The 20,080-nt window shown below is 61.4% G+C and carries 22 protein-coding genes; 7 read left to right on the forward strand and 15 right to left on the reverse strand.

What is annotated here, in order from left to right; all coding sequences use genetic code 11:
- Positions 1-47 precede the first annotated feature (47 nt).
- From E8K79_RS03115 to pfkA, 3 genes are all read left to right on the forward strand, one after another.
- The gene (locus E8K79_RS03115) at positions 48-2,543 is read left to right on the forward strand and encodes a glycogen/starch/alpha-glucan phosphorylase (RefSeq protein ID WP_136513438.1); all 2,496 of its coding nucleotides are present in this window, start codon (positions 48-50) and stop codon (positions 2,541-2,543) included.
- Between the two features lie 51 nt (positions 2,544-2,594).
- Positions 2,595-3,848, forward strand: a complete 1,254-nt coding sequence (locus tag E8K79_RS03120; protein WP_136513963.1) for a replication-associated recombination protein A — start codon at positions 2,595-2,597, stop codon at positions 3,846-3,848.
- 118 nt (positions 3,849-3,966) lie between these two features.
- Positions 3,967-4,926 carry a 6-phosphofructokinase gene (pfkA, locus tag E8K79_RS03125; RefSeq protein WP_136513439.1) on the forward strand — a complete coding sequence of 320 codons (960 nt, stop codon included), beginning with the start codon at positions 3,967-3,969 and terminating at the stop codon, positions 4,924-4,926.
- Positions 4,927-5,015: 89 nt separating this feature from the next.
- Here pfkA and E8K79_RS03130 read toward each other — a convergent pair whose 3' ends face one another.
- The 7 genes from E8K79_RS03130 to amrS form a co-directional block, all read right to left on the reverse strand.
- Complete coding sequence (locus E8K79_RS03130) at positions 5,016-5,468, reverse strand: tetratricopeptide repeat protein (RefSeq protein WP_136513440.1); 453 nt, start codon at positions 5,466-5,468, stop codon at positions 5,016-5,018.
- A gap of 15 nt (positions 5,469-5,483) precedes the next feature.
- Entirely contained in the window at positions 5,484-6,104 is a 621-nt protein-coding gene (locus tag E8K79_RS03135) for an HAD family hydrolase (protein WP_136513441.1), read from the reverse strand.
- Between the two features lies 1 nt (position 6,105).
- A complete protein-coding gene (locus tag E8K79_RS03140; RefSeq protein WP_136513442.1) occupies positions 6,106-6,426 on the reverse strand; it encodes an HNH endonuclease in 321 nt (106 codons plus the stop codon).
- An 8-nt stretch (positions 6,427-6,434) separates the two neighbouring features.
- Positions 6,435-6,881 (reverse strand): ribonuclease HI, encoded by a 447-nt coding sequence (rnhA, locus tag E8K79_RS03145; RefSeq protein WP_135870098.1) that lies wholly within the window; start codon positions 6,879-6,881, stop codon positions 6,435-6,437.
- Positions 6,871-7,524: a lysophospholipid acyltransferase family protein gene (locus tag E8K79_RS03150; RefSeq protein ID WP_135870099.1), complete on the reverse strand. Its 654-nt coding sequence runs from the start codon at positions 7,522-7,524 to the stop codon at positions 6,871-6,873. The genes rnhA and E8K79_RS03150 overlap by 11 nt, the downstream gene beginning before the upstream one ends.
- Positions 7,525-7,611: 87 nt before the next feature.
- Positions 7,612-9,000, reverse strand: a complete 1,389-nt coding sequence (locus E8K79_RS03155) for a sensor histidine kinase (protein WP_136513443.1) — start codon at positions 8,998-9,000, stop codon at positions 7,612-7,614.
- A complete protein-coding gene (amrS, locus tag E8K79_RS03160; RefSeq protein WP_136513444.1) occupies positions 8,991-10,004 on the reverse strand; it encodes an AmmeMemoRadiSam system radical SAM enzyme in 1,014 nt (337 codons plus the stop codon). Before amrS ends, E8K79_RS03155 begins: the two co-directional genes overlap by 10 nt.
- Positions 10,005-10,464: 460 nt before the next feature.
- Between amrS and E8K79_RS21215 the strand changes: the two genes are divergently transcribed.
- Positions 10,465-10,617, forward strand: coding sequence for a hypothetical protein (locus E8K79_RS21215; protein WP_198419417.1), 153 nt, complete (start codon positions 10,465-10,467; stop codon positions 10,615-10,617).
- 60 nt (positions 10,618-10,677) lie between these two features.
- Here E8K79_RS21215 and E8K79_RS03165 read toward each other — a convergent pair whose 3' ends face one another.
- The 8 genes from E8K79_RS03165 to E8K79_RS03200 form a co-directional block, all read right to left on the reverse strand.
- The gene (locus E8K79_RS03165; RefSeq protein ID WP_136513445.1) at positions 10,678-11,826 is read right to left on the reverse strand and encodes a tRNA-queuosine alpha-mannosyltransferase domain-containing protein; all 1,149 of its coding nucleotides are present in this window, start codon (positions 11,824-11,826) and stop codon (positions 10,678-10,680) included.
- A 30-nt stretch (positions 11,827-11,856) separates the two neighbouring features.
- Entirely contained in the window at positions 11,857-12,957 is a 1,101-nt protein-coding gene (gene rodA / locus E8K79_RS03170; RefSeq protein WP_135870103.1) for a rod shape-determining protein RodA, read from the reverse strand.
- A gap of 55 nt (positions 12,958-13,012) precedes the next feature.
- Complete coding sequence (gene mrdA / locus E8K79_RS03175) at positions 13,013-14,917, reverse strand: penicillin-binding protein 2 (protein WP_136513446.1); 1,905 nt, start codon at positions 14,915-14,917, stop codon at positions 13,013-13,015.
- A complete protein-coding gene (mreD, locus tag E8K79_RS03180) occupies positions 14,914-15,396 on the reverse strand; it encodes a rod shape-determining protein MreD (RefSeq protein ID WP_136513447.1) in 483 nt (160 codons plus the stop codon). The genes mrdA and mreD overlap by 4 nt, the downstream gene beginning before the upstream one ends.
- Before the next feature lie 9 nt (positions 15,397-15,405).
- Positions 15,406-16,230: a rod shape-determining protein MreC gene (gene mreC, locus E8K79_RS03185; RefSeq protein ID WP_136513448.1), complete on the reverse strand. Its 825-nt coding sequence runs from the start codon at positions 16,228-16,230 to the stop codon at positions 15,406-15,408.
- 83 nt (positions 16,231-16,313) lie between these two features.
- On the reverse strand, positions 16,314-16,802 hold the full coding sequence (locus tag E8K79_RS03190) for a dTDP-4-dehydrorhamnose 3,5-epimerase family protein (protein WP_136513449.1): 489 nt from the start codon (positions 16,800-16,802) through the stop codon (positions 16,314-16,316).
- Complete coding sequence (gene rfbA / locus E8K79_RS03195; protein ID WP_136513450.1) at positions 16,799-17,704, reverse strand: glucose-1-phosphate thymidylyltransferase RfbA; 906 nt, start codon at positions 17,702-17,704, stop codon at positions 16,799-16,801. The genes E8K79_RS03190 and rfbA overlap by 4 nt, the downstream gene beginning before the upstream one ends.
- Positions 17,705-17,820: 116 nt before the next feature.
- The gene (locus tag E8K79_RS03200) at positions 17,821-18,195 is read right to left on the reverse strand and encodes a hypothetical protein (protein ID WP_136513451.1); all 375 of its coding nucleotides are present in this window, start codon (positions 18,193-18,195) and stop codon (positions 17,821-17,823) included.
- 185 nt (positions 18,196-18,380) lie between these two features.
- Between E8K79_RS03200 and sfsA the strand changes: the two genes are divergently transcribed.
- Genes sfsA through E8K79_RS03215 form a run of 3 tightly spaced genes read left to right on the forward strand, consistent with a single transcriptional unit; the run spans position 18,381 to position 20,079 of the window.
- Positions 18,381-19,076: a DNA/RNA nuclease SfsA gene (gene sfsA / locus E8K79_RS03205; RefSeq protein ID WP_136513452.1), complete on the forward strand. Its 696-nt coding sequence runs from the start codon at positions 18,381-18,383 to the stop codon at positions 19,074-19,076.
- Positions 19,077-19,132: 56 nt separating this feature from the next.
- Complete coding sequence (locus E8K79_RS03210) at positions 19,133-19,603, forward strand: hypothetical protein (RefSeq protein WP_136513453.1); 471 nt, start codon at positions 19,133-19,135, stop codon at positions 19,601-19,603.
- 29 nt (positions 19,604-19,632) lie between these two features.
- Positions 19,633-20,079, forward strand: coding sequence for an ATP-binding protein (locus E8K79_RS03215; RefSeq protein ID WP_246038012.1), 447 nt, complete (start codon positions 19,633-19,635; stop codon positions 20,077-20,079).
- Position 20,080 lies beyond the last annotated feature (1 nt).

Here is a 20,080-nt window from a genome sequence, read left to right on the forward strand (position 1 = left end):
AATCGGCGCCTTTCCCGTAATAACTACATGCAGATGCAGGGTGACTCATGACCGAAGAGCAGATCGGTATCAACGAAGAACTAGACGAGCAGATGCTCATCATAAAGTCATTCCTGGAACACCTGGAATACACACTGGGAAAGGACAAATACTCCGCTACCCCGTATGACAGGTATAACGCTCTCGCCTATGCGGTAAGGGATCATCTGGTTGAGCGCTGGCTCGACACACAGCAGGCCTATTACAATTCCGACAACAAGCGCGTCTATTACATGTCGATGGAATTCCTGATGGGGAGAACCCTCTCCAACAGCCTCATCAACCTGGGCCTTTGGGACGACTTCAAGGACGCGATCACCTCGCTTGGCAACGACTTCGACCTGATCCTCAACGAGGAGCAGGACGCGGGCCTCGGCAACGGCGGCCTCGGACGGCTTGCCGCCTGTTTCCTCGACTCAATGGCCACCATGTCCATCCCGGCCTACGGCTACGGCATCCGCTACGAGTACGGTATCTTCAGGCAGCACATAGCCGACGGGGCGCAGGTGGAGATTCCGGACAACTGGCTGCGCTACAGAAACCCCTGGGAGCTCGACCGGCAGGAGCACCTGCACACGGTGAAGTTCTACGGGCGGGTCATCTCTACCTTCGACAAGAACGGCAAGCTGGTACGCGAATGGGTCGATACCGACGACGTCATGGCCATGGCCTACGACACCCCGATCCCCGGCTACCAGACCCACAGCGTGAATACGCTTAGGCTTTGGAGCGCCAAGTCGAGCCGCGAGTTCGACTTGAAGTTCTTCAACGAGGGAAACTACATCCGCGCGGTGGAAAAGAAGATGCAGTCGGAGACCATCTCCAAGGTCCTCTACCCCGCCGACAACGTCGTGGAAGGGAAGGAGCTCCGCTTCAAGCAGGAGTACTTCCTCGCCTCGGCCACCGTGCACGACGTCCTGTACCGCTTTAAAAAGAAGCACCAAGACACACGGCTACTTCCCGACAAGGTCGCCATCCAGTTGAACGACACCCACCCCACCCTCGCCATCCCCGAGCTGATGCGCGTTCTCATGGACGAGGAAGGGCTCGATTGGGACGAGGCGTGGGCGATCACCAGGAAGACCTTCGCCTACACGAACCACACCATCCTCCCCGAGGCGCTCGAGCAGTGGCCGGTCTGGTTCTTCGAGCAGATCCTCCCCAGGCACCTGCAGATCATCTACGAGATCAACGAGCAGTTCATGATGGAGATCAAGGCGCACTTCCCGGACGAGCCGGAACGCCTCACCCGCATGTCCATCGTGGAAGAGCACTGGGAGAGAAAGATCCGCATGGCGCATCTCGCCATCGTCGGGAGCCACTCGGTGAACGGCGTCGCCGCGCTGCACACGGAGATCCTGAAAAAGGAGCTTTTCCGCGACTTCTACGAGATGTACCCGGAGCGTTTCAACAACAAGACCAACGGCATCACGCAGAGGCGCTGGCTCAAGATGTCCAACCCCGCCCTCTCTGCCCTCATCGACGAGTACATAGGCGACGGCTGGACCAAGAACCTCTTCGAGCTCGAGAAGCTGCGCGCCATCGCCGGGGACCCGGAGTTCCTCGGGCGTTGGCAGCAGGTGAAGCGGGGGAACAAGGAGGACCTTTGCCGCTACATCAAGCAGCATAACGACATCGACGTCGACCCCGACTCGATGTTCGACGTGCAGGTAAAGAGGCTCCACGAATACAAGCGCCAGCTTTTGAACGTCCTGCACGTGATCACCCTTTTCAACCGCATCAAGGACGCCCCGTCGCGGGAAGTGGCCCCCCGGACCTTCATCTTCGCAGGGAAGGCGGCTCCGGCCTACGCGGCGGCGAAGCTCATCATAAGGCTCATCAACGCGGTAGCCGCGGTGGTGAACCACGACCCGGACGTCGCAGGAAGGATCAAGGTGGTGTTCCTCGCCAACTACAGCGTTTCCCTTGCGGAAAAGATCTTCCCCGCCTCCGACCTCTCAGAACAGATCTCCACCGCCGGCACCGAGGCGTCAGGGACCGGGAACATGAAGTTCGCCCTGAACGGCGCGCTCACCATCGGCACCCTGGACGGCGCCAACATCGAGATCATGGAAGAGGTGGGTCGCGAAAACATCTTCATCTTCGGCATGACCGCGGCCGAAGTGATGCAGCTGCGCGAGCGCGGCTACAATCCGCGGGAATACTACAACGGCAACCGGGAATTAAAACGTGTCATCGACATGATCTCCTCGGGGTACTTCTCCCCGTGGGCTCCCGACCTTTTCACCCCGCTCACCGACTCGCTCCTGGACCTAGGCGACCACTACATGCTCCTGGCCGACTACGCCTCGTACGTCGCCTGTCACGAGCAGGTGGCCGCGCTTTTCAGGGACCAGCGCGAGTGGGCGCGGCGCGCGATTTTGAACTGCGCCGGCATGGGTAAATTCTCCAGCGACAGGACCATCGACGAGTACGCCAGAGAGATCTGGGGCATCAAACCGATCGACATCCGCCCGGGGGCCGTGGAACTACAGAGGCTCTGATTGGATCTTTTCAACGGCAACCAAGAACAATTCGCGCCGCTTGCCGAGCGCATGCGGCCGCGCACCATCTCCGAATACCTGGGCCAGGGGCACCTTCTGGGCGAAGGGAAGATGCTCAGAAGGCTCATCGAGAGCGACCGGATCACCTCCCTCATCTTCTGGGGCCCTCCCGGCTCCGGCAAGACCACCCTCGCCCGCATCATCGCGGGTGCCACCAAGAGCCACTTCATTTTCTTCTCCGCCATCATGAACGGGATAAAGGAGATCCGCGAGGTGGTCAAGGAGGCGGAGGATGCCCTCAAGTACCAGGGGAAGCGGACCATCCTCTTCGTGGACGAAATCCACCGCTTCAACAAGAGCCAGCAGGACGCCTTCCTTCCATACGTGGAACGCGGCACCTTCACCATGATCGGCGCCACAACGGAAAACCCATCCTTCGAGGTGATCGCCCCGCTTTTGTCGCGCTGCAAGGTGCTCGTCTTGCACCCGCTTTCCGACGAGGACATCCTGGAGATCCTCAAGGGGGCGCTCGCCGACGAGGAGCGGGGTTTGGGCGCCGCCGGCCTCACCGCAGCCGACGAGGCACTCGCCTTCATCGCCGAGCAGGCGGGCGGTGACGCGAGGATCGCGCTCAACACCCTGGACATGGCGGCCCGCCTCGCCCAGGAGGGAAGGATCACCCTGGAGACGGCGCGCGACGCGCTGCAGAAAAAGCCGCTACTCTACGACAAGGGGGGCGAGGAGCACTACAACGTCATCTCCGCCTTCATAAAGTCCATGCGCGGCTCGGACCCGGACGCGGCGCTCTACTGGCTTGCGCGCATGCTAGAGGCGGGGGAGGACCCGATCTTCATCTTGAGGCGCATGGTGATCTTCGCCTCGGAAGACGTCGGAAACGCCGACCCGCGCGGGCTTCAGATGGCGGTATCCGCGCTCGATGCCTTCCGCCTGGTCGGCATGCCGGAGGGGAGGATCATCCTGGGACAGGCGGTCACCTACCTGGCCACCGCGCCGAAATCGAACGCGAGCTACGCGGGGATCAACGAGGCGCTTGCCGAGGTGAGAAAGTCCGGAGGGCTTCCGGTGCCGATGCAGGTCCGCAACGCGCCGACCAAGCTGATGAAAGGTTTAGGTTACGGGAAGGGTTACCTCTACCCGCACGACCACAAGGACGGCATCGTGGTGCAGGACTACCTGCCGGAAGAGCTGGCCGGGAGGCGCTTCTACACACCCAAGGCCTCCGGGTACGAAAAGAGCATCAAGGAGAGAATGGAGTGGATCAGGGGAGAGCGGGAGAAGGCCTAGCGGCGCCTTGCCGCAGTCGTTGAAAACGATTCCCCGCATGTTATATTCAACCCTGGTTTGGAGGCCCCCTCTCGTAGAGGGAAACGTCAAGGGCGGCAACAGCAAAGCGGAGCGACAGATGAAGAGGATAGGGATTCTGACAAGCGGCGGCGACTGCTCCGGCATGAACGCCACCATTCGGAGCGCGACCCGCACGGCCCTCGCGCGCGGCGTGCAGGTCGTGGGCTTTCGCAAGGGGTACGCCGGGCTTTTAAAAGGCGACTTCATCGAGATGACGACCAGAGAGGTCGCCGGCATCCTGCACCGCGGCGGCACCTTCCTGCAGTCGGCGCGCAGCGAGGAGTTCCGCACCGTGCTCGGACGCGAGAAGGCGGTCCGGCACCTGCAGGATTACGGGGTGGAGGGGCTCATCGTGATCGGAGGGGACGGTTCCCTAAACGGTGCGCTCGCCCTGCACAAGATGGGGGTCCCGGTGATCGGCGTACCGGCGAGCATCGACAACGACATCGCCTTCACCGACATGGCGCTCGGGGTCGACACCGCGCTCAACAACATCATCTACGCCGTCGACTGCATCAAGGACACGGCGAGTTCGCACGACCGCGCCTTCGTCATCGAGGTGATGGGGAGAAACTCGGGCTACCTGGCCAGCATGTCCGCCATCGCCACCGGGGCCGAGTACGCCATCATCCCCGAGGTCGAGCATGACGTAGCGGACCTTTGCAACCAGTTGCGCAGGCGCTACGAGGAGGGACGCAGTAACGCCATCATCATCCTCGCCGAGGGGGCCGGGCGCGCCCAAAACATCGCCGACAACATAAAGGACGCCATAGGCTTCGAGACCAGGGTGACCGTGCTCGGCCACTACCAGCGCGGCGGGGCCCCTTCGGTATTCGACCGGCTGCTTGGTAGCCGTTTCGGCAATGCCGCGGTCGAGCAGCTTTTGGCCGGAGAGATGGGGAAGATGGTGGGACTTTGCTGCGGCGAGATCTGCAGTACGTTACTTGAGACCGTGGTGGTGAGCGAGAAGACGACTTTGGACGAGTTGCACGAGCTTTCAAAGATCCTGGGCATCTGACAACATGCCCCAGGCAGAAAAAAGGCCGCGCCACCGGTACGATCCGGAGCGCGGCCTTTTGTTTTATCGGTACGGCTCTTGCCGTACCTTCAGCGCAGCCCGATGCGGCTCAGCGCGATGCCGAGCCACTTGTTAAGGAAATGGTCGCGTGACAGGAAGGAAAGCGGTGGCGGCTTTCTCGTCCCAAGCTTCGCCAGCAAGGCGACGATATCTTCGCTGCCGCCCATCCCCATCCCTTGCCTCAGCACCACGATGGCCTGCGGCTTGTCGCCCGCCACTTGGTGCACCCGGGCAAGGTTTAAGTAGTGCACCGGGTTCTGCGGCTCGTGTTCGAGCGAGGCGAGACAAAGCTCCGCCCCTTTTTTAACCTGCCCTCTCTCCTTGGCGATGCAAAAGCCGAGGTAGGAGTGGAGCTGCGGGTTGTCACCGATCTTCAGCACGCGCTCGAACTGGGCGAGCGCGGACGAAAACTCCCCTGCGGAAAAAGCGCAAAGGGCGCGGTTGGTCAGCTTCTCAGCATCTTCCTGCGGCACGGGCTCCATAGATCGACCTCCGGATTAAAGCAGTGACAGCAGATCCTGGTGTTTCTCGATTCTCAGCGGGGCGGGGAAATCGCCGCGGTACGAGACGAAGCGGACGCCGGCTCCTTGGGCGGCCTCCCGGTCGACCACGGAGTCGCCTATGAATATCGCCTCGCCCGGTTCGATGCCGTAGTGCTCCAGCACCTTGAAGACCGGCTCCGGGTGCGGCTTCGGATTTTTAACCCGTGCCGCGGTCATGACGCAACTGAAATACCCGTCCAACCCGAAGGTGGCAAGAAGTGCCTCCATGGAACTCGAGCGGTTGGTGCAGACGGCCAGCTCCACCCGCCCCTTCAGTGCGTCAAGCGTCTCGCGCAGCCCATCCTCCATCACCATGAGGGGGAAAAGCTTTCGGTAGTCGAGGCTCGCCGAGAAGGCACGTACCTCGTCCATGCGCTCCTCACCGGCGAAGATGTGATCGAGGACGACCTTGTTGCTGTAGGTGTGCAGGATGCGCATCGTCTCGTGGTCGGCCCGGTCGAGCGGCGGCCTGCCGAAGCGCTCCAGTATCAGGTGGTAGAAGGCGTAGTTCGCCTCGAAGGAGTCGAAGAGGACGCCGTCGCAGTCGTAGATGACCGCCTTGATGCCGTTGTTCAAGTCATTCTCCACGGGAAGGCTCACCCTCCCCCGTCCCCATCTGCTCGAGGTATTCCTGCCACTCGATGGGGAGCATGTGCTTCTTCTTGTTGTTGCATTCCTTGCAGCATGGAACCACGTTGCCACGAGCCGACTTGCCGCCGCGGATCACCGGCACGATATGGTCCATGGAGAGCTGGTCCGGGGAAAACCTCCCACGGCACCAGTGACACACCCCCTTGGCAACGCGGTTCTTCCACCACTGGGTGCGCCGCAGCTCACGTCCCTTCTCGCGTTCGCGCCGGATCTCCTCCTCGGAGATCTCGATGATGAAGTAATCCATCCCCGTCCCTATCTTCCTGCGCCAAGGCGGTAGCTGTCGATCGCGGCACGCGCGAGTTCGTCGCAGCGTTCGTTCTCGACGTGGCCGTTGTGGCCGCGCACCCAGACCCAGGTGATCCTGTGCATCCTGGAGAGGGCCATGAGGCGCTCCCAGAGTTCCCGGTTCAAGACCGGCTCCTTCTTCGAGTTGACCCATCCGCGCTTCACCCAGCCGTGGATCCACTCAGTCATACCCTTCACCAGGTACTGGGAGTCGGTGGTGACGACCACGTCGCAGGGGCGGGTAAGCGCCTCCAGGGCGCCGATCGCCGCGCTCATCTCCATGCGGTTGTTGGTGGTTTGCCCATCGGCCCCGGAGAGCTCCTTAACCTTGTCACCGTAGCGCAGGATGCTCCCCCATCCGCCGACACCGGGGTTGCCGCTGCAGGCGCCGTCGCAGAAGATCTCAACTTGCATAAGGTTTACCCCCTTGCCGTTCAATCAGTTCGGCAATGGCGGCCATGACCCGGTCCACGATGAGCTGATGCGTCTCTTTGCAGTCCTCCAACTGGTACAGATCGGTGAAGTCGAGCGGCGCACCGAAGGAAACGCTCCCCTGCAACCCCAACCCGGGGAAGGTCCACCGGTTGATGCCGACGAGGGCGGTAGGTATGACATGCGGCCTCGTGTCGTAAATGATCTTCCCGACGCCGCGGTTACCCTTGCCGAGGACGCCGTCTTTATGGCGAGTCCCCTCGGGAAAGAGCATCACCTTCTGGTCGGCCAAGAGAGCGTTGATCTGCTTCCCGGCGCGGACGTCACGCCCGCGCTTCACCGGGAAGGCACCCCAGGAGCGGTAAATGAGACCGGGAAACGGCTTCTCGAAGAGCTCCTCCTTGGCGGGAGCCCACAGCATCTGCATAGGGTGGCTACGGATGACAGCCCAGGGGAGAAAAACCGTGTCGTAAGCGGAGATGTGGTTGGAAGCGATAAGCACGCCGCCACTACCGGGGATCGCCTCGCCACCCACGATGCGGAAGCGGTTGAGAAACGAAGCGTAGAAGCCGATCACCCAGATGGAGAACGTCACCCAGAAGCGGCGTAGAAATGAGACCTTCAAGAAGATAACCTCTTCATCACGTGGATTTCATTACGAAGAATGGGTATAGCACGAATGCCGGACCCGGGGCAACCGTTTCGAGCCCCCCTACCCGGGGAGCGTGAAGTAGAAGCTCGCCCCCTTGCCCGGCTCGCCCTCCGCCCAGATGCGGCCGTTGTGGCGGCGCACGATGCGGCGTACGGTGGCAAGCCCGAGGCCGGTACCGGGAAAGTCGCGGTAGCTGTGGAGCCGCTTGAAAGGCTGGAACAGTTGGTCGGCGCATGCGCCGTCAAATCCGGCGCCGTTGTCCCGTACGAAAAAAACCGTTTCGCCGCAGGAACCGGCCATGGTGCCAAGCTCGACGGCAGGGGATGGCATGCCGGAGGTGTACTTCCAGGCGTTTGACAGAAGGTTTTCCAGCACCACGCGGACAAGGCTCGCATCGCCGTTTGCGACCAGTCGCTCCGGAAGTTGGAAGGAGACCGGGTGCCCCTCGTAGTCCTGACGCAGTCGTGCCGCGATCTCGAGAGCAGTCGGGACCAGATCCAAATCGCCGCGTTCGATCTCCACCTGGGTCACGCGGCAAAGGACCATGAGGGAGTCGAGCAATTCCTCCATCTGGACGCAGCCGTCGTGCACCAGGTCGACGAAGAACCGACCGTTGTCGTCCAGAAGCTCGCGGTACCCCTTCAGCTCCTGGGCCGAGCTGTAGACGCGGGTGAGCGGCGCCCTCAGGTCGTGGGAGATGGCCTGGCAGAAGGATTCGAGTTCCTGGTTGGTCTGTTTGAGTTCCTGCGCCTGGCGGGTCAGGGCAGCGTTCAGTTCGATCGCCTCACGCTCGGCGCTCTTGCGCGCAGTGATGTCACGGACCACCTCGATCCCGTACAAGGGCGTTCCGTCGCCGGCACGCAGCGCCGAACCGATGATTTCGACATAACCGCCGGTCGCGGAGATCCCTGGTCCGAGCTCGCTGCGGTGCACCTGACCATCCTCGAAGGCGGCCGTAAGATGGCAGTCCTCGCACACCGTGCTTCTTTTACGGTACGCCTCATAACAAGGGCGCCCGACGCTGTGCCCTGTCAACTCCTGGTGCGCGCGGTTTTGGTAGATGACGTTCAGGTCCGGGTCCTGAATGGAAATGGCATCCCCCATCGCCTCGACGATACCTTCAAGCTTCGCCCGCTCCCGCTCGGCCTTGTCGAGCGCCTGCTGCAGGGCATCCTCAAGGCGAGTCTCGATACGGTGCGACCTGCGTGAGTACAAAAGCAGGCAGCAAACGAGAAAGAGAATCAAGGCGAAATCGGAAATTTCGTGGGGATCGGGGTGTAACAGGAACTCGAAGAAGGTACGGTCTCCTTGAATCAGGAAATCCATGACCGCGTCGGCGAGCCAAAAAATGAAGATCAGCAGGGCCCCAAGGAGCGCCTGGCAGACAAACGATGCTAAACCCGGCTCACCGAGCCGGGTTAATCGGGACAACTTGCGTACTAATTCCATACACCCTCGATCCCCGTGCCGCAGCCGGGACAGCGGCCGCCTGAGAGGAGGTTCTTCTCCACCAGGTAGCCGTACCTCTTTATCAGGAGCAACCCGCAACCGGGGCAGTAGCTGCTCTCCCCCCCTTCCCCGGCAACGTTTCCTTCGTACACGTATCGAAGGCCGGCGTCAAGGCCTATCCGGCTAGCCATCCTCAGCGTCTCGACCGGGGTGCGGGGCTGGTCGGTCAGCCGGTGCGTAGGATAGAACTGGGTCACGTGCCAAGGCGTCTCGACCCCGACCTCCGAAGCGATGAACCGCGCCAGGTCGCGCAGTTCCCCCTCGGAGTCGTTGCGGTTCGGTATTACCAGGGTAGTAAGTTCAACCCATATGCCGTGCCTCTTGTAATCGAGGATGCAGTCGAGCACCTCGGCGAGCGAAGCCCCCACCACATCACGGTAGAAAGACTCGGTGAACCCCTTGAGGTCTATGTTGGCGGCATCGAGGAAAGGGGCTATGGCGGCGAGGGCCTCGACGGTGATATAGCCGTTGGTGACGAAGACGTTTTTCAGCCCTGCGGCTTTGGCAAGCCGCGCGGTCTCGTAGGCGTACTCGAAGAAGATAGTCGGCTCGGTGTAGGTGTAGGCGATGGACCGGCACCCGGTGGCGATGGCCCGCTCGACAACGGCCTCAGGGGGGACAAAGCTCCCCGAGCGCTCGACGCTCGCCTCGTCCGGCTGGGCGATGGTGTAGTTCTGGCAGTGCAGGCAGCGGAAATTGCATCCCACCGTGGCGACGGAGTAGGAGCGGCTCCCGGGAAGCAGGTGAAAAAACGGCTTCTTCTCGATGGGGTCGACGTGCTCGGCAACGAGATTGCCGTACACGAGAGAGTACAGGGTCCCTTCACGGTTTTCCCGGACCCGGCAACGCCCACGCTGCCCGTTGCTGATGAGGCATCCAAAACGGCACAGCCCGCAGCGCACCCTACCCCCGTCCAGCTTTTGGTAGAACATCGCCTCTTTCACGCCGCCTCCCTTGTTGAGTCAAAGGCAAATTAACAGCGACCAATAGTACCATTAACGCAAAAAAAATTCCAGCGCAAATTTAGCGACATCCGTCGGCGCCGGCAAAATGACGGCGATGCTGTATACGCGGACACAAACCGGCGTTCCACAAGCCCCGGGTGCAAAAAAAAAGTTGAAGAAGCTACTCATTTACGCAAAGGTAAACCTGATTATTCAAAAACGTCATACCTTTGTTTTATATCGAGAAATAAACTGAAATTACAGTGTGTTACGACAAGATTAGGAGAACTTATCTCCGAAAAAGAGAGAGATGTTTTAAAATGAAGGCTCGTAGCGGCGGGGGTACGCAAAAGCTAAACTACTGTTTTAGGTCATTTTTTCACAAAATTAGCACTTGACCGACCACGCATGTTCTATATATTGTCAAAATCAAAATACCCCCAACGTAGGAGAAACAAACATGGAATGCCCGCACTGCAGCAACAAAATCGGAATCGAGATCGACATGCATTCCGACGGTTACGCGAAAGACCTTCTGGAATGCAACTCTTGTGGCACCATCTGGCTGGAGAAGGCCAGCAAGATCATCACGGTGAACAGGAAAGCGGCCTAAACGGGAAAGGGGGCGCCCCAGGCGCCCCCCCTCCGATTCCTTCCTCGCATACTTCCCCACTCACCCCGGGAACGAAGCTACCTCGGGCACCACTTGACGCTCACCTGCAGCCATCCCCTCGAAAAAGTCGTCGTATACCGGAGCAAGACGCGTCCAGTCGTAACGCGAAACGTGCTGATCCAACCGCGCGCGCTCCTCGTCCGGCTGTTTTAAAATCGACCTAAGCCGATCCACCAGAGTCTCGTCCTCGCGGTACAGAACATGAGAAGACAAGTGCTGCGGCACGTGCTCCGGGTAGGCAAGCCGGTCCGGCAGCAAAGGAACGCAGCCGCAGTAAAGCGCCTGCACCACGCTCGCCCCAAAGAACTCCTGGCGCGAGGTAACCGGCAGCACGTCACCCCTCCAGAGCAACTTTGCATAATCGGCGAAGCTCTCCTGGTATCCCCACTGCACCACGCGGGCACCTAGGCGCCTACGCGCCTTCTCGAACACCTCGGGCACTCTCCCGAAGGACTCCCCAAGCACCGCGACCTCGAAAGGCACCCCCTCGTCGTCCAGCTGGTAAAGCGCCTCGAAGAAGGGTTCCGGGGCCTTGTCGAATTCCCATCGGTGGTTCCAGAGCAAAAGGGGCGCCCTCTTCCCCGCGGCTTCGGTCGGGCGATGCTGGTCGAAGCGGCCCAGATCGAGCCCTAGCGGCAGCACGCGGCTCTTGGCGGCGATCCCCCCCACCGAGTCGAGATCGACGGCATCCGGGAAGCGCCTTAAAAAGTCGGGGAGCGCCCCGAGGAAGGAGTCCATGTGATAGCGGGAGTTAAAGAGGACCGCATCAGCCGCCAGCGCGCTTATGTAGTTGATGAAGGCGTAGTGCAGGTCGCGCTGACGGGACGGATCGGGGTCGCTGGGTGACCATGGGTAGGTGAGCTGGTTCTCGTGGAAATAGATGGCGCTCGGGCAGCCGTCGGCAAGAGGTCGGGCGAGCGCCAGGAAGGTGGTGAGGTCGAGCATGTCGGTTGCAAGGATCAGGTCCGGACGCCTGCCCCCTTCGAGAAAGCGCGAGGCGAGCGTCACCGCCCCGCCGTGCATGCGCCACTTCCAGTTGCGGCCGGCGAGCGTGAAGAGTTCCACCTCATGGCGCGAGTGGGAGGCGTATTCCCCGGCCCAGGCGGCGTGCGACCCGGTGCAATAGGGCTCGACGAGGGCGATGTGCATCTTTGGGCCTCCTGCGGCAGGAAAGCCGCCTCAGAACATGAAGCGGCGCATGCTGATGTTGAGGAGGATGCCGACGCCGACCATCGAGGTCACCATGGAGGTGCCGCCGTAGGAGAAAAACGGCAGCGGCACGCCTACGACGGGCATGAGACCGATCACCATCCCCATGTTTATGACGATGTGCCAGAAGAGCATCGCGGTGACGCCTACGGCGAGCAGCGAACCGAAACGGTCGTTGCACCTCTTGGCGATGCCGAGCCCCCAGAGGATCAGGAACAGGTACAGGGCGAGCATGAGCAGGCACCCGATGAAACCCCATTCCTCGGCGAAAACGGAGAAGGCGAAGTCGGTGTGCTGCTCCGGAAGGAAGCGGAGCTGGGACTGGGTCCCCTGCATGAACCCCTTGCCGAGGGTTGCGCCGGAGCCGACGGCGATCTTGCTCTGGATGATGTGGTAGCCGCTCCCCAGCGGATCGAGATCCGGGTTCAGGAAGTTATAGACGCGCTTTTTCTGGTAGTCGTGCAGCAGGAACTGCCAGGCGACGACGACGACGGGGACCGCGGCGGCGAAGAGCGAACCGAGGGCGGACCAGCGCACGCCGACGAAGAGGAGCATGGTACCTGCGATGAGCGAGACGAGGATCGCGGTACCTAGGTCGGGCTGCTTCATGATGAGCGCGGCAGGAACCCCTAGAAGCAGCAGCGGGTATACCAGTTCCTTGAGGGTCAGCCCCTTGAAGACTGGATAGCGGCTGAAGAAGCGGGCGAAGGTCATGATAATGACGATCTTCATCGGCTCGGAGGGCTGCATGTTGAAAAAGCCGAAACTGATCCAGCGGGTCGCCCCCATCGTGGTCTTACCGGCGACGAGTACAAGCAGGAGCAGGATGACGACACCGCCGTAGAGCCAGTAGGCGAAGTCCTCGAGCATGTGATAGTCGAGGCTACAGACGGTAAGGCTCAACAAAAGGCCGGCGAAGATCCAGTAGAGCTGCTTTATGTAGTACGGCGTGCCGATGTCCCGGTAGGAGGACGAGGCGCTGTATATGTTGATCACCCCGAAAGCGGTGATGAGAAGCACCACGCCCAGGAGGGTCCAGTCGAAGTTGGTGAATAGTCGTCTATCGAACATCTCTTCCTCGTATGGTCCAGCGTCGCGGCATTACCCCCGCGTGCGCCGGGCTGCGTCATTCTTCCTTCGCTCCGGTATCGGGCTCGGCAACCCCATCGCCCCCGGCTTCTTCCTTCACGGACGCTTTGGGTACCGGCTTTTTGATGACCCCTTTCCCCTCGAAGTAGGCACGCAGGATCTTCCCGGAAATCGGGGCGGCGGCGGAGCCTCCGTGCTCCCCGTGCTCCACGATGACGGCCACGGCGACCTCGGGTTTCTCGAAGGGAGCAAACCCGACGAACAGGGCGTGGTCGCGGAACCGGTACGGGATGCCTCCTTTGCTGTCGCGCAGCTTCACGACCTGTGACGAGCCGGTCTTGCCCGCCACCTTGACCTCCCAGAGTCTGGACATGCCGCCGGTGCCGTGCGCCTCGTTGACGACGGCGAAGAGCCCCTCCTTTACGAATCGGTAGGTGGAGGGCTTGAGCCCCGTCTTGCCGATCACCTGCGGCGTGTAATCCTGCAGCACCTTGCCGTCCGAGTCCACCACGCGCTTGACGAGGTGCGGCCGGTAGATGGTCCCCTCGTTGGCGATCGTCCCGATCATCGAGGCCAACTGCACCGGCGTGGTGAGCACGTACCCCTGGCCGATGCCGACCGGGAGGGTCTCACCCGCATACCACTTCTTGCCGAAGCGTTTCAGCTTCCACTCCTCGGTCGGAATCACGCCCCCCTTCTCGTTCTCGAGGCCGATGCCGAGCGGAGCACCGAGCCCGAAGGCCTTGGCGTACTTGGCGATCCGGTTCACGCCGAGGCGCTCGGCGAGCTTGTAATAGTAGACGTCGCATGACTCGCGCAGCGACTTCTTCAGATCGACGGTGCCGTGCCCCTTGTGGTCCCAGCAGCGGAAGGTCGCGTTGCCGAACTTGTAGGAGCCGGTGCACTGCACCGTGGTGTGCTCGTCGATGAGCCCTTCCTCAAGCCCCGCGATCGCCGTGATCACCTTGAAGGTGGAGCCCGGGGGGTACATCCCCTTCAGCGCCTTGTTTTCCAGGGGATGCCGCTCGTCCTCGAGGTATTTCTTCCAGACGTCTGGAGGCATCCTACCGGTGAAGAGGGCGGGGTCGAAATCGGGGCTGGATACGAAAGCGAGGATCTCGCCGGTGTTGACGTCCATGGCGACGGCCGCGCCGGCCTGGTCGCCCAGCGCTTGCTCGGCCGCCTTTTGCAGGTCGAGGTCGATGGTGAGCATCACCGTGTTGCCAACGCTCGACCCGGTCTCGGCAACGGTGCGCAGGAAACGTCCGCGGGCGTCAACCTCGATCTGGCGCCCGCCGTCGGTGCCGTGCAGATAAGACTCCCACGCCCGCTCGATGCCGCTTTTGCCGATGTAGTCGCCCGCGTTGTACTCTCGGTAGCGCTCGGAGTTTAGTTCGTCCTCGGAAACCTCGCCCAGGTAACCAAGCAAGTGCGAGGCGAGCGAGCCGTTCGCGTAGGCGCGGATCGGCTTCATCTCGATGTTGACCCCGGAAAGGGCAAGCCGGTTCTCCTCGAGGAACTCCATCTGGTCACGGGTGATGCCCGAGGCGACGACCAGCGGGTAATACTTAGCCCTCCCCTGCCCCTTGGTCCACTTGGTCTCGATCTCCTTGCGGTCGAGGTTCAGGTAGCGGGCGAGGTTGTCGATCAGCTGATCCTTGTTCTTCACATCCTGGGGGATGACCGCGACGGAGAAGGATGGCGTGTTGGAGACGAGCACCTTGCCGTTTCGGTCCAGGATGGCGCCGCGCGGTGCCGCGACCGGGACGAAACGAAGCCGGTTGCTTTCGGACTGGTCGATCAGATCCTCTGCACTGATCACCTGCAGGTACCAAAGCCTCGACAGTAGCAGGAAGAACATGGCGAAGGCGCCGAGGGAAAGGCCTATGATGCGGCGGCCGCCTCCGTCGTCGTCGGGAATGATGTTGTTCAAATTCTTCATCGCGCCTCCTCCACGGGGAGCCTCACCCCGGACACCAGGGAGGCGACCAGGGCATTGATCAGGGCCTGCGGCAAAAGCGCCGGCAACAGCGAGGCGTAAAGGCCGTTCGAGACGGAGAAGACCAGGAGCATCAAGAGGTTCAACAGGGCACTCACTAGCGTTGCAATGAAGACGACCAGCACGAACAGTACGCGGTTATCGGTGTAGAGCCGATCGGCAAGCTCAGACAGGAGCGTGTAGATGCAGAGATAGGAAAAGGCATGCAGCCCGAGGTAGATGCCGCTGAAGCTGTCCTGCAAGAGCCCCAGGAGAAGAACGGCGACTCCGGAGTAGCGGTGCGGCAGCTTAAGCCCCAGGTACACCACCAGGATGATGATCAGGTTGGGCTGGAAAGGGTCCTGCAGGTACCTCGGCAGGAGCGTCATCTGGAGAAGACAGGCGACCGCCACCACGGCGGCTATCTTAAAATAGGCTATCACTGGAAAATCCTACTCATCGCGCTGCCGGACGAGCACCAGCATCTCTTCAAGCTGACCGATGTTCACCAGGGGGCGCACCTCGATGGTCTGGAACACCCCGTACTCCCCCTTCTTCACCATGGTAACCTCCCCGATGGGAAGCCCCTTCGGGAAGACGCCGCCGATGCCGGAGGAGATCACTGTGTCGCCCACCTTTACGTCCTCGTCCTTCACGGTGAACTCCATGGAGCAGCGTCCCCCCCCGGCGCCGCGCACCACACCGCGGGCGCGGGTGCGCTGCACAATGGCGGCGATGGCACTGGCATGGTCGGTGAGAAGGAGCACGCGCGAAGAGTGCGGCGCCACCTTGACCAGGCGCCCCACGACGCCGCCTGCGGCAACGACAGGCATCCCCTCGGCAAGCCCGTCGGCAGCGCCCCGATCCACCACGAGCGTCTTGAACCAGGCCGAGCTGTCCTCGCCGATCACCGACACGGCAACCGATGGGATGGCCACGCTCTCCTTGAGCTCGAGTAGCTGCTTGTACCGGAGGTTGGCGGCAATGGCCTCGTTGTTGGCGACGATGCGCTCGTTGAGACGCTTCACGCTCTTTCTGAGTTCGATGTTCTCGCGGCGTACGTCGATCAGGTCGATGTAGTTGTTCCAGATGTCGCTCAGAAAACCGGTAGCGCTCGCGGCGGAGCCGGCAACCGGTGCGGTCATGCTCATCACGGTACGCTCGACCGGGTTTGCGTGATCCCTGTTCCTCAGGTTCATGGCGTAGGTAAGAAACGCCACCAGCAGGATTAGGGCGGTCAGCAGGAATCGCCTGTAGCGGTTAAGAAGGTTTTTCATCGGCCTCAAAAATGGTTTAGGGGGCACTGCGGCCCCCTATTTGTCGAATGATGTCATCGCATGTCGCCGCGAAGAAGAGGCGCTCAGTCAAGCTGAAACGGAGAGTCCACGAGTTCCTCGTGGCGGATTTCGTCGACCTTCTCGCTTTTCCCCTCCCCTGCGTACAGCCGGTTCGGGGCGTTGAAGACGATCCCGCTCTCGAGACCGATGTTACGGTACGCATGCACCACGCCTGGGGGCACGATCAACATCATCGGCGCGTCGGCGCCTGCGTAAAGCACCTGTTTGACACCGCAGCTCGGAGAATCGGGGCGGGCGTCCCAGAGGTACACCTTGAAGTTCGAAGGCCCCATGAAGCAGAAAAGGTCGGTCTGGTCGACGTGCTCGTGAGGGCCGCGCGCCACTCCCGGCAGGGTCATCGAGATGTATGCCATGGCGGGCATGACGCCCGGTTCCAATTCGTCGGAACGAAAAAGTTCGGTGAGCCACCCCCGCTCGTCCAGGAACTTTCCCAGCGGCTTGAACACCACGTCGTGGATGCGCCCCTTTTTGTAAACTACTACATCGCTCATTTCATCCCCTCCCCGCCGCAAAGGTCGGTCTCGTTGTACACCCGCACGAGGTAGTCACGGTAGGACGAGTTGGGCGTCTGTTCGATGGCCCGCGCCATCCCCTTGCAGTCGAGGTAACCCATGCGCAGGGCGATCTCTTCCAGACAGGCGGTCTTGAGCCCCTGCCGGGCTTCCAGCGTGCCAATGAAGTGTGAGGCCTCGAGGAGACTCTGGTGCGTACCGGTGTCAAGCCATGCGATGCCGCGCCCGAGCTTCTGAACGGTAAGCTCGCCACGCCTCAGGTAATCAAGGTTTATGTCGGTGATCTCGAGCTCGCCGCGCGGTGAAGGCTTGAGAGCCCTGGCCACTTCGACCACGTTCCCGTCGTAGAGGTAAAGCCCGGGAACCGCGTAGCTGGACTTGGGAACTTTCGGCTTTTCCTCGATGCTCAGCACCATGCCGTCCGTATCGAACTCGACCACGCCGTAGCGTTCCGGATCCTGTACGTAGTAGCCAAATATCTTGGCGCCGCCGTCAAAGTCGGCGATCAGCTTGTCGAGCTCCATCTTGCCGTAGAAGATGTTGTCGCCGAGAATCAGACAGACCGGGTCGCCGGCGATGAACTCTTCACCGACGAGAAACGCCTGGGCGATCCCCTTCGGTTCGGGCTGCACCGCGTAGCTCAGCCGGATGCCCCAGCGCGACCCGTCGCCAAGGAGCGCCTCGAAACGGGGGGTGTCTTGCGGTGTGGAGATGATCAGTATGTCGGAGATACCCGCCATCATGAGGGTCGCCAGCGGGTAGTAGATCATCGGCTTGTCATAGACCGGCTGCAACTGCTTGCTGGCAACCATCGTGAGCGGGTAGAGCCTGCTGCCGGCACCGCCTGCCAACAGGATCCCTTTTTTTATCCCTTGCGCCATACCAACCTTTCCAGAACCGAAATTGACATTTAACAAACTGTATTTACTACCACAGTGGCTCATCATGCGTCAAACAGATAATCCCGGGCGCCCCGTCGTAAACGGTACCCGGCACGCTAGAGGAGGCGTTCCTTGAGCGTCTCGTCGATGAAGCTCTCCTCGATCGCCTCTCGGACCCAGGGCTCCTTGCAGCGCGCAAGCACCACGGCGGCCCCTTCGGCCACCGCCGGGACCGGGCTCCAGAGCGCGTTCCTGATCGAGCGCAGCCGCCTGGGGTCGGGGGCTTTCATAACGGCGAGCTCACGGCAGGAGCGGCACAAAAGCGCGAGGTTATCCTCAACAGGCTCTTCATCCGGCCGGTATTCCCAGAGACGCAGTTCCTCGTTCCCCTCGCACCATTCGCACTTGAAAGCCGCCCTCTTGCTCACGGTCTTGCCGAAAAGCTGCACCGCCTCCAAATGGTCCTTGTTTTGCTGTGCGCCCTTTGCCATTCCCGCCTCCTTACCGCCTGAATGGCAGCGCTCCCGAGTCTAGCAGAATGGCCAACGGGATCAACAGTTTTCTCGCCCAGGCGCCATGTTCGCGGGACAGTTTTCACTGGACAGCGAGCGGGGTTCGCGGTTAAGGTCTCGACGGAAAACTCCCAAGACAAGCCGCAACACGAGGACGAAGAAACATGATGCTGCCGCCCCCCCTGTACCAGGGAACCCTGATCCGCCGTTACCACCGCTTTCTCGCCGACGTCGAGCTCGACGACGGCACCTTCGTCACCGCGCACACGCCGAACACCGGGAGCATGATGGGGTGTGCCGTGCCGGGGAACCGGGTGGTCCTTTCGGTGAGCGGCAACCCGGGGCGCAAATACCCGCACAGCTGGGAACTGGTGCAGGCGGACGGCGTGTGGGTCGGCATAAACACACAGCTCCCGAACCTGCTTGCCAGGGAGGCGATCCAGAACGGGACCATCGCGGAGCTTTCCGGCTACGAGAAGATCACCCTGGAGGTCCCCTACGGCACCGGAAGCAGGATCGACCTCCTGTTGACCGGCGAGCGCGGCCGCTGCTACGTGGAGACCAAGAACGTCACCCTCGTCAAAGAGCGCTGCGCCCTCTTCCCGGACGCGGTCAGCACGCGCGGACAGAAGCACCTGCGCGAGCTTATGGAGATGGTGCGACAGGGGCACCGGGCGGTGAACCTCTTCGTGGTGCAGCGCGGCGACGGCGACGCCCTGGCACCCGCCGACGCCATCGACCCGACCTACGGCCGCCTTCTAAGGGAGGCGGCAGACGCCGGCGTCGAGCTCCTCGCCTACCAGGCCCGGGTAACCCTCGGCGAGATACGCCTCACCCATCCGGTCCCGGTATTGCTCTAGGTATTTGACATCCTTGGCAAGGACGCTAAAGTTATACGCGTTGCCCGGGGGGACCAATGAGAATACCGAAACTCACCATCTTCGCCAAGGAAACCGGCGTCGAAATAGCTCCCAGTGAAAAAAAACAAAACGGCAGGCCAGAAGAGGGGCGCGTCGCCTTCCGCTTCTTCCGGCTCGCCGCAGGCCGCCAGCACATCCGCTTCGTGGCGGAGCCGTGCGAGGCCTTCGAGATCTCCAGGAAGATCGAACAGGTAGAGGCGAGCGGCGGAAAGGAAACCTTCACGCACCGCTACGAATCCACCGACGGGGAGACGATAACGAAGCTCAGTGTGGAGTGCTATGAGCGCCACGGCCGGAAGGGATACGCCTTCTCCATCCAGCGCGGCGAGGAGAGCATAAACGTGGCGGCGCCGCAGGGGGAGTTTCTCTTCGCGGCCGAATTCTTAAAGCAGCTTTCCGTGGCGCAATCCTGGGTATCATGGGTGGAACCGGACGCGTCGAAACAGCAGGCGGCCTCTCCTGCCTGACCCACCAAAAACTACGAAAGCGGGACAGCGTGATAATCAAGAAGCCGAGCAAGACCCTCTATCTAAGCATCGAAAGCAGATTGTGCGACGTGGCCCTCGTGGGACATGCGGTGCGCGGCGTCTGCGCCTGTTCCCCCCTCAAGGAGGAGATCTACGGGGAGATGGAGGTATGCGTGGTGGAGGCGCTCAACAACGCGATCACCCACGCCTACCGCCGCCAGGAAGGGTACCGCGTCGACACGGCCATCACGCTGCATCACGACCGCATCTCCTTCGAGGTTTCCGACGAGGGGACCGCCATCGAGGACTTCGCGCCGAGAAGCCTCGAGTTCGACCCCGAGGTGATCGGCTCCATCCCCGAAAATGGCATGGGGCTCTTCATCATCGAGACCCTTATGGACGAGGTGAGCTACCGCTCCCATAACGGCAGGAACACCCTCTCCTTCTGCCGCTACTTCACCCAGCCCCAAGCCTGAC

The organism is Geomonas edaphica (assembly GCF_004917075.1).
GTDB lineage: Bacteria > Desulfobacterota > Desulfuromonadia > Geobacterales > Geobacteraceae > Geomonas > Geomonas edaphica.

Coding starts and splice junctions, on each gene's coding strand:
- E8K79_RS03115 (WP_136513438.1), top strand. CDS start 48: ATGACCGAAGAGCAGATCGGTATCAACGAAGAACTAGACGAGCAGATG.
- E8K79_RS03120 (WP_136513963.1), top strand. CDS start 2,595: ATGCGGCCGCGCACCATCTCCGAATACCTGGGCCAGGGGCACCTTCTG.
- pfkA (WP_136513439.1), top strand. CDS start 3,967: ATGAAGAGGATAGGGATTCTGACAAGCGGCGGCGACTGCTCCGGCATG.
- E8K79_RS03130 (WP_136513440.1), bottom strand. CDS start 5,468: ATGGAGCCCGTGCCGCAGGAAGATGCTGAGAAGCTGACCAACCGCGCC.
- E8K79_RS03140 (WP_136513442.1), bottom strand. CDS start 6,426: ATGGATTACTTCATCATCGAGATCTCCGAGGAGGAGATCCGGCGCGAA.
- rnhA (WP_135870098.1), bottom strand. CDS start 6,881: ATGCAAGTTGAGATCTTCTGCGACGGCGCCTGCAGCGGCAACCCCGGT.
- E8K79_RS03155 (WP_136513443.1), bottom strand. CDS start 9,000: ATGGAATTAGTACGCAAGTTGTCCCGATTAACCCGGCTCGGTGAGCCG.
- E8K79_RS21215 (WP_198419417.1), top strand. CDS start 10,465: ATGGAATGCCCGCACTGCAGCAACAAAATCGGAATCGAGATCGACATG.
- E8K79_RS03165 (WP_136513445.1), bottom strand. CDS start 11,826: ATGCACATCGCCCTCGTCGAGCCCTATTGCACCGGGTCGCACGCCGCC.
- rodA (WP_135870103.1), bottom strand. CDS start 12,957: ATGTTCGATAGACGACTATTCACCAACTTCGACTGGACCCTCCTGGGC.
- mrdA (WP_136513446.1), bottom strand. CDS start 14,917: ATGAAGAATTTGAACAACATCATTCCCGACGACGACGGAGGCGGCCGC.
- mreC (WP_136513448.1), bottom strand. CDS start 16,230: ATGAAAAACCTTCTTAACCGCTACAGGCGATTCCTGCTGACCGCCCTA.
- E8K79_RS03190 (WP_136513449.1), bottom strand. CDS start 16,802: ATGAGCGATGTAGTAGTTTACAAAAAGGGGCGCATCCACGACGTGGTG.
- rfbA (WP_136513450.1), bottom strand. CDS start 17,704: ATGGCGCAAGGGATAAAAAAAGGGATCCTGTTGGCAGGCGGTGCCGGC.
- E8K79_RS03200 (WP_136513451.1), bottom strand. CDS start 18,195: ATGGCAAAGGGCGCACAGCAAAACAAGGACCATTTGGAGGCGGTGCAG.
- sfsA (WP_136513452.1), top strand. CDS start 18,381: ATGATGCTGCCGCCCCCCCTGTACCAGGGAACCCTGATCCGCCGTTAC.
- E8K79_RS03210 (WP_136513453.1), top strand. CDS start 19,133: ATGAGAATACCGAAACTCACCATCTTCGCCAAGGAAACCGGCGTCGAA.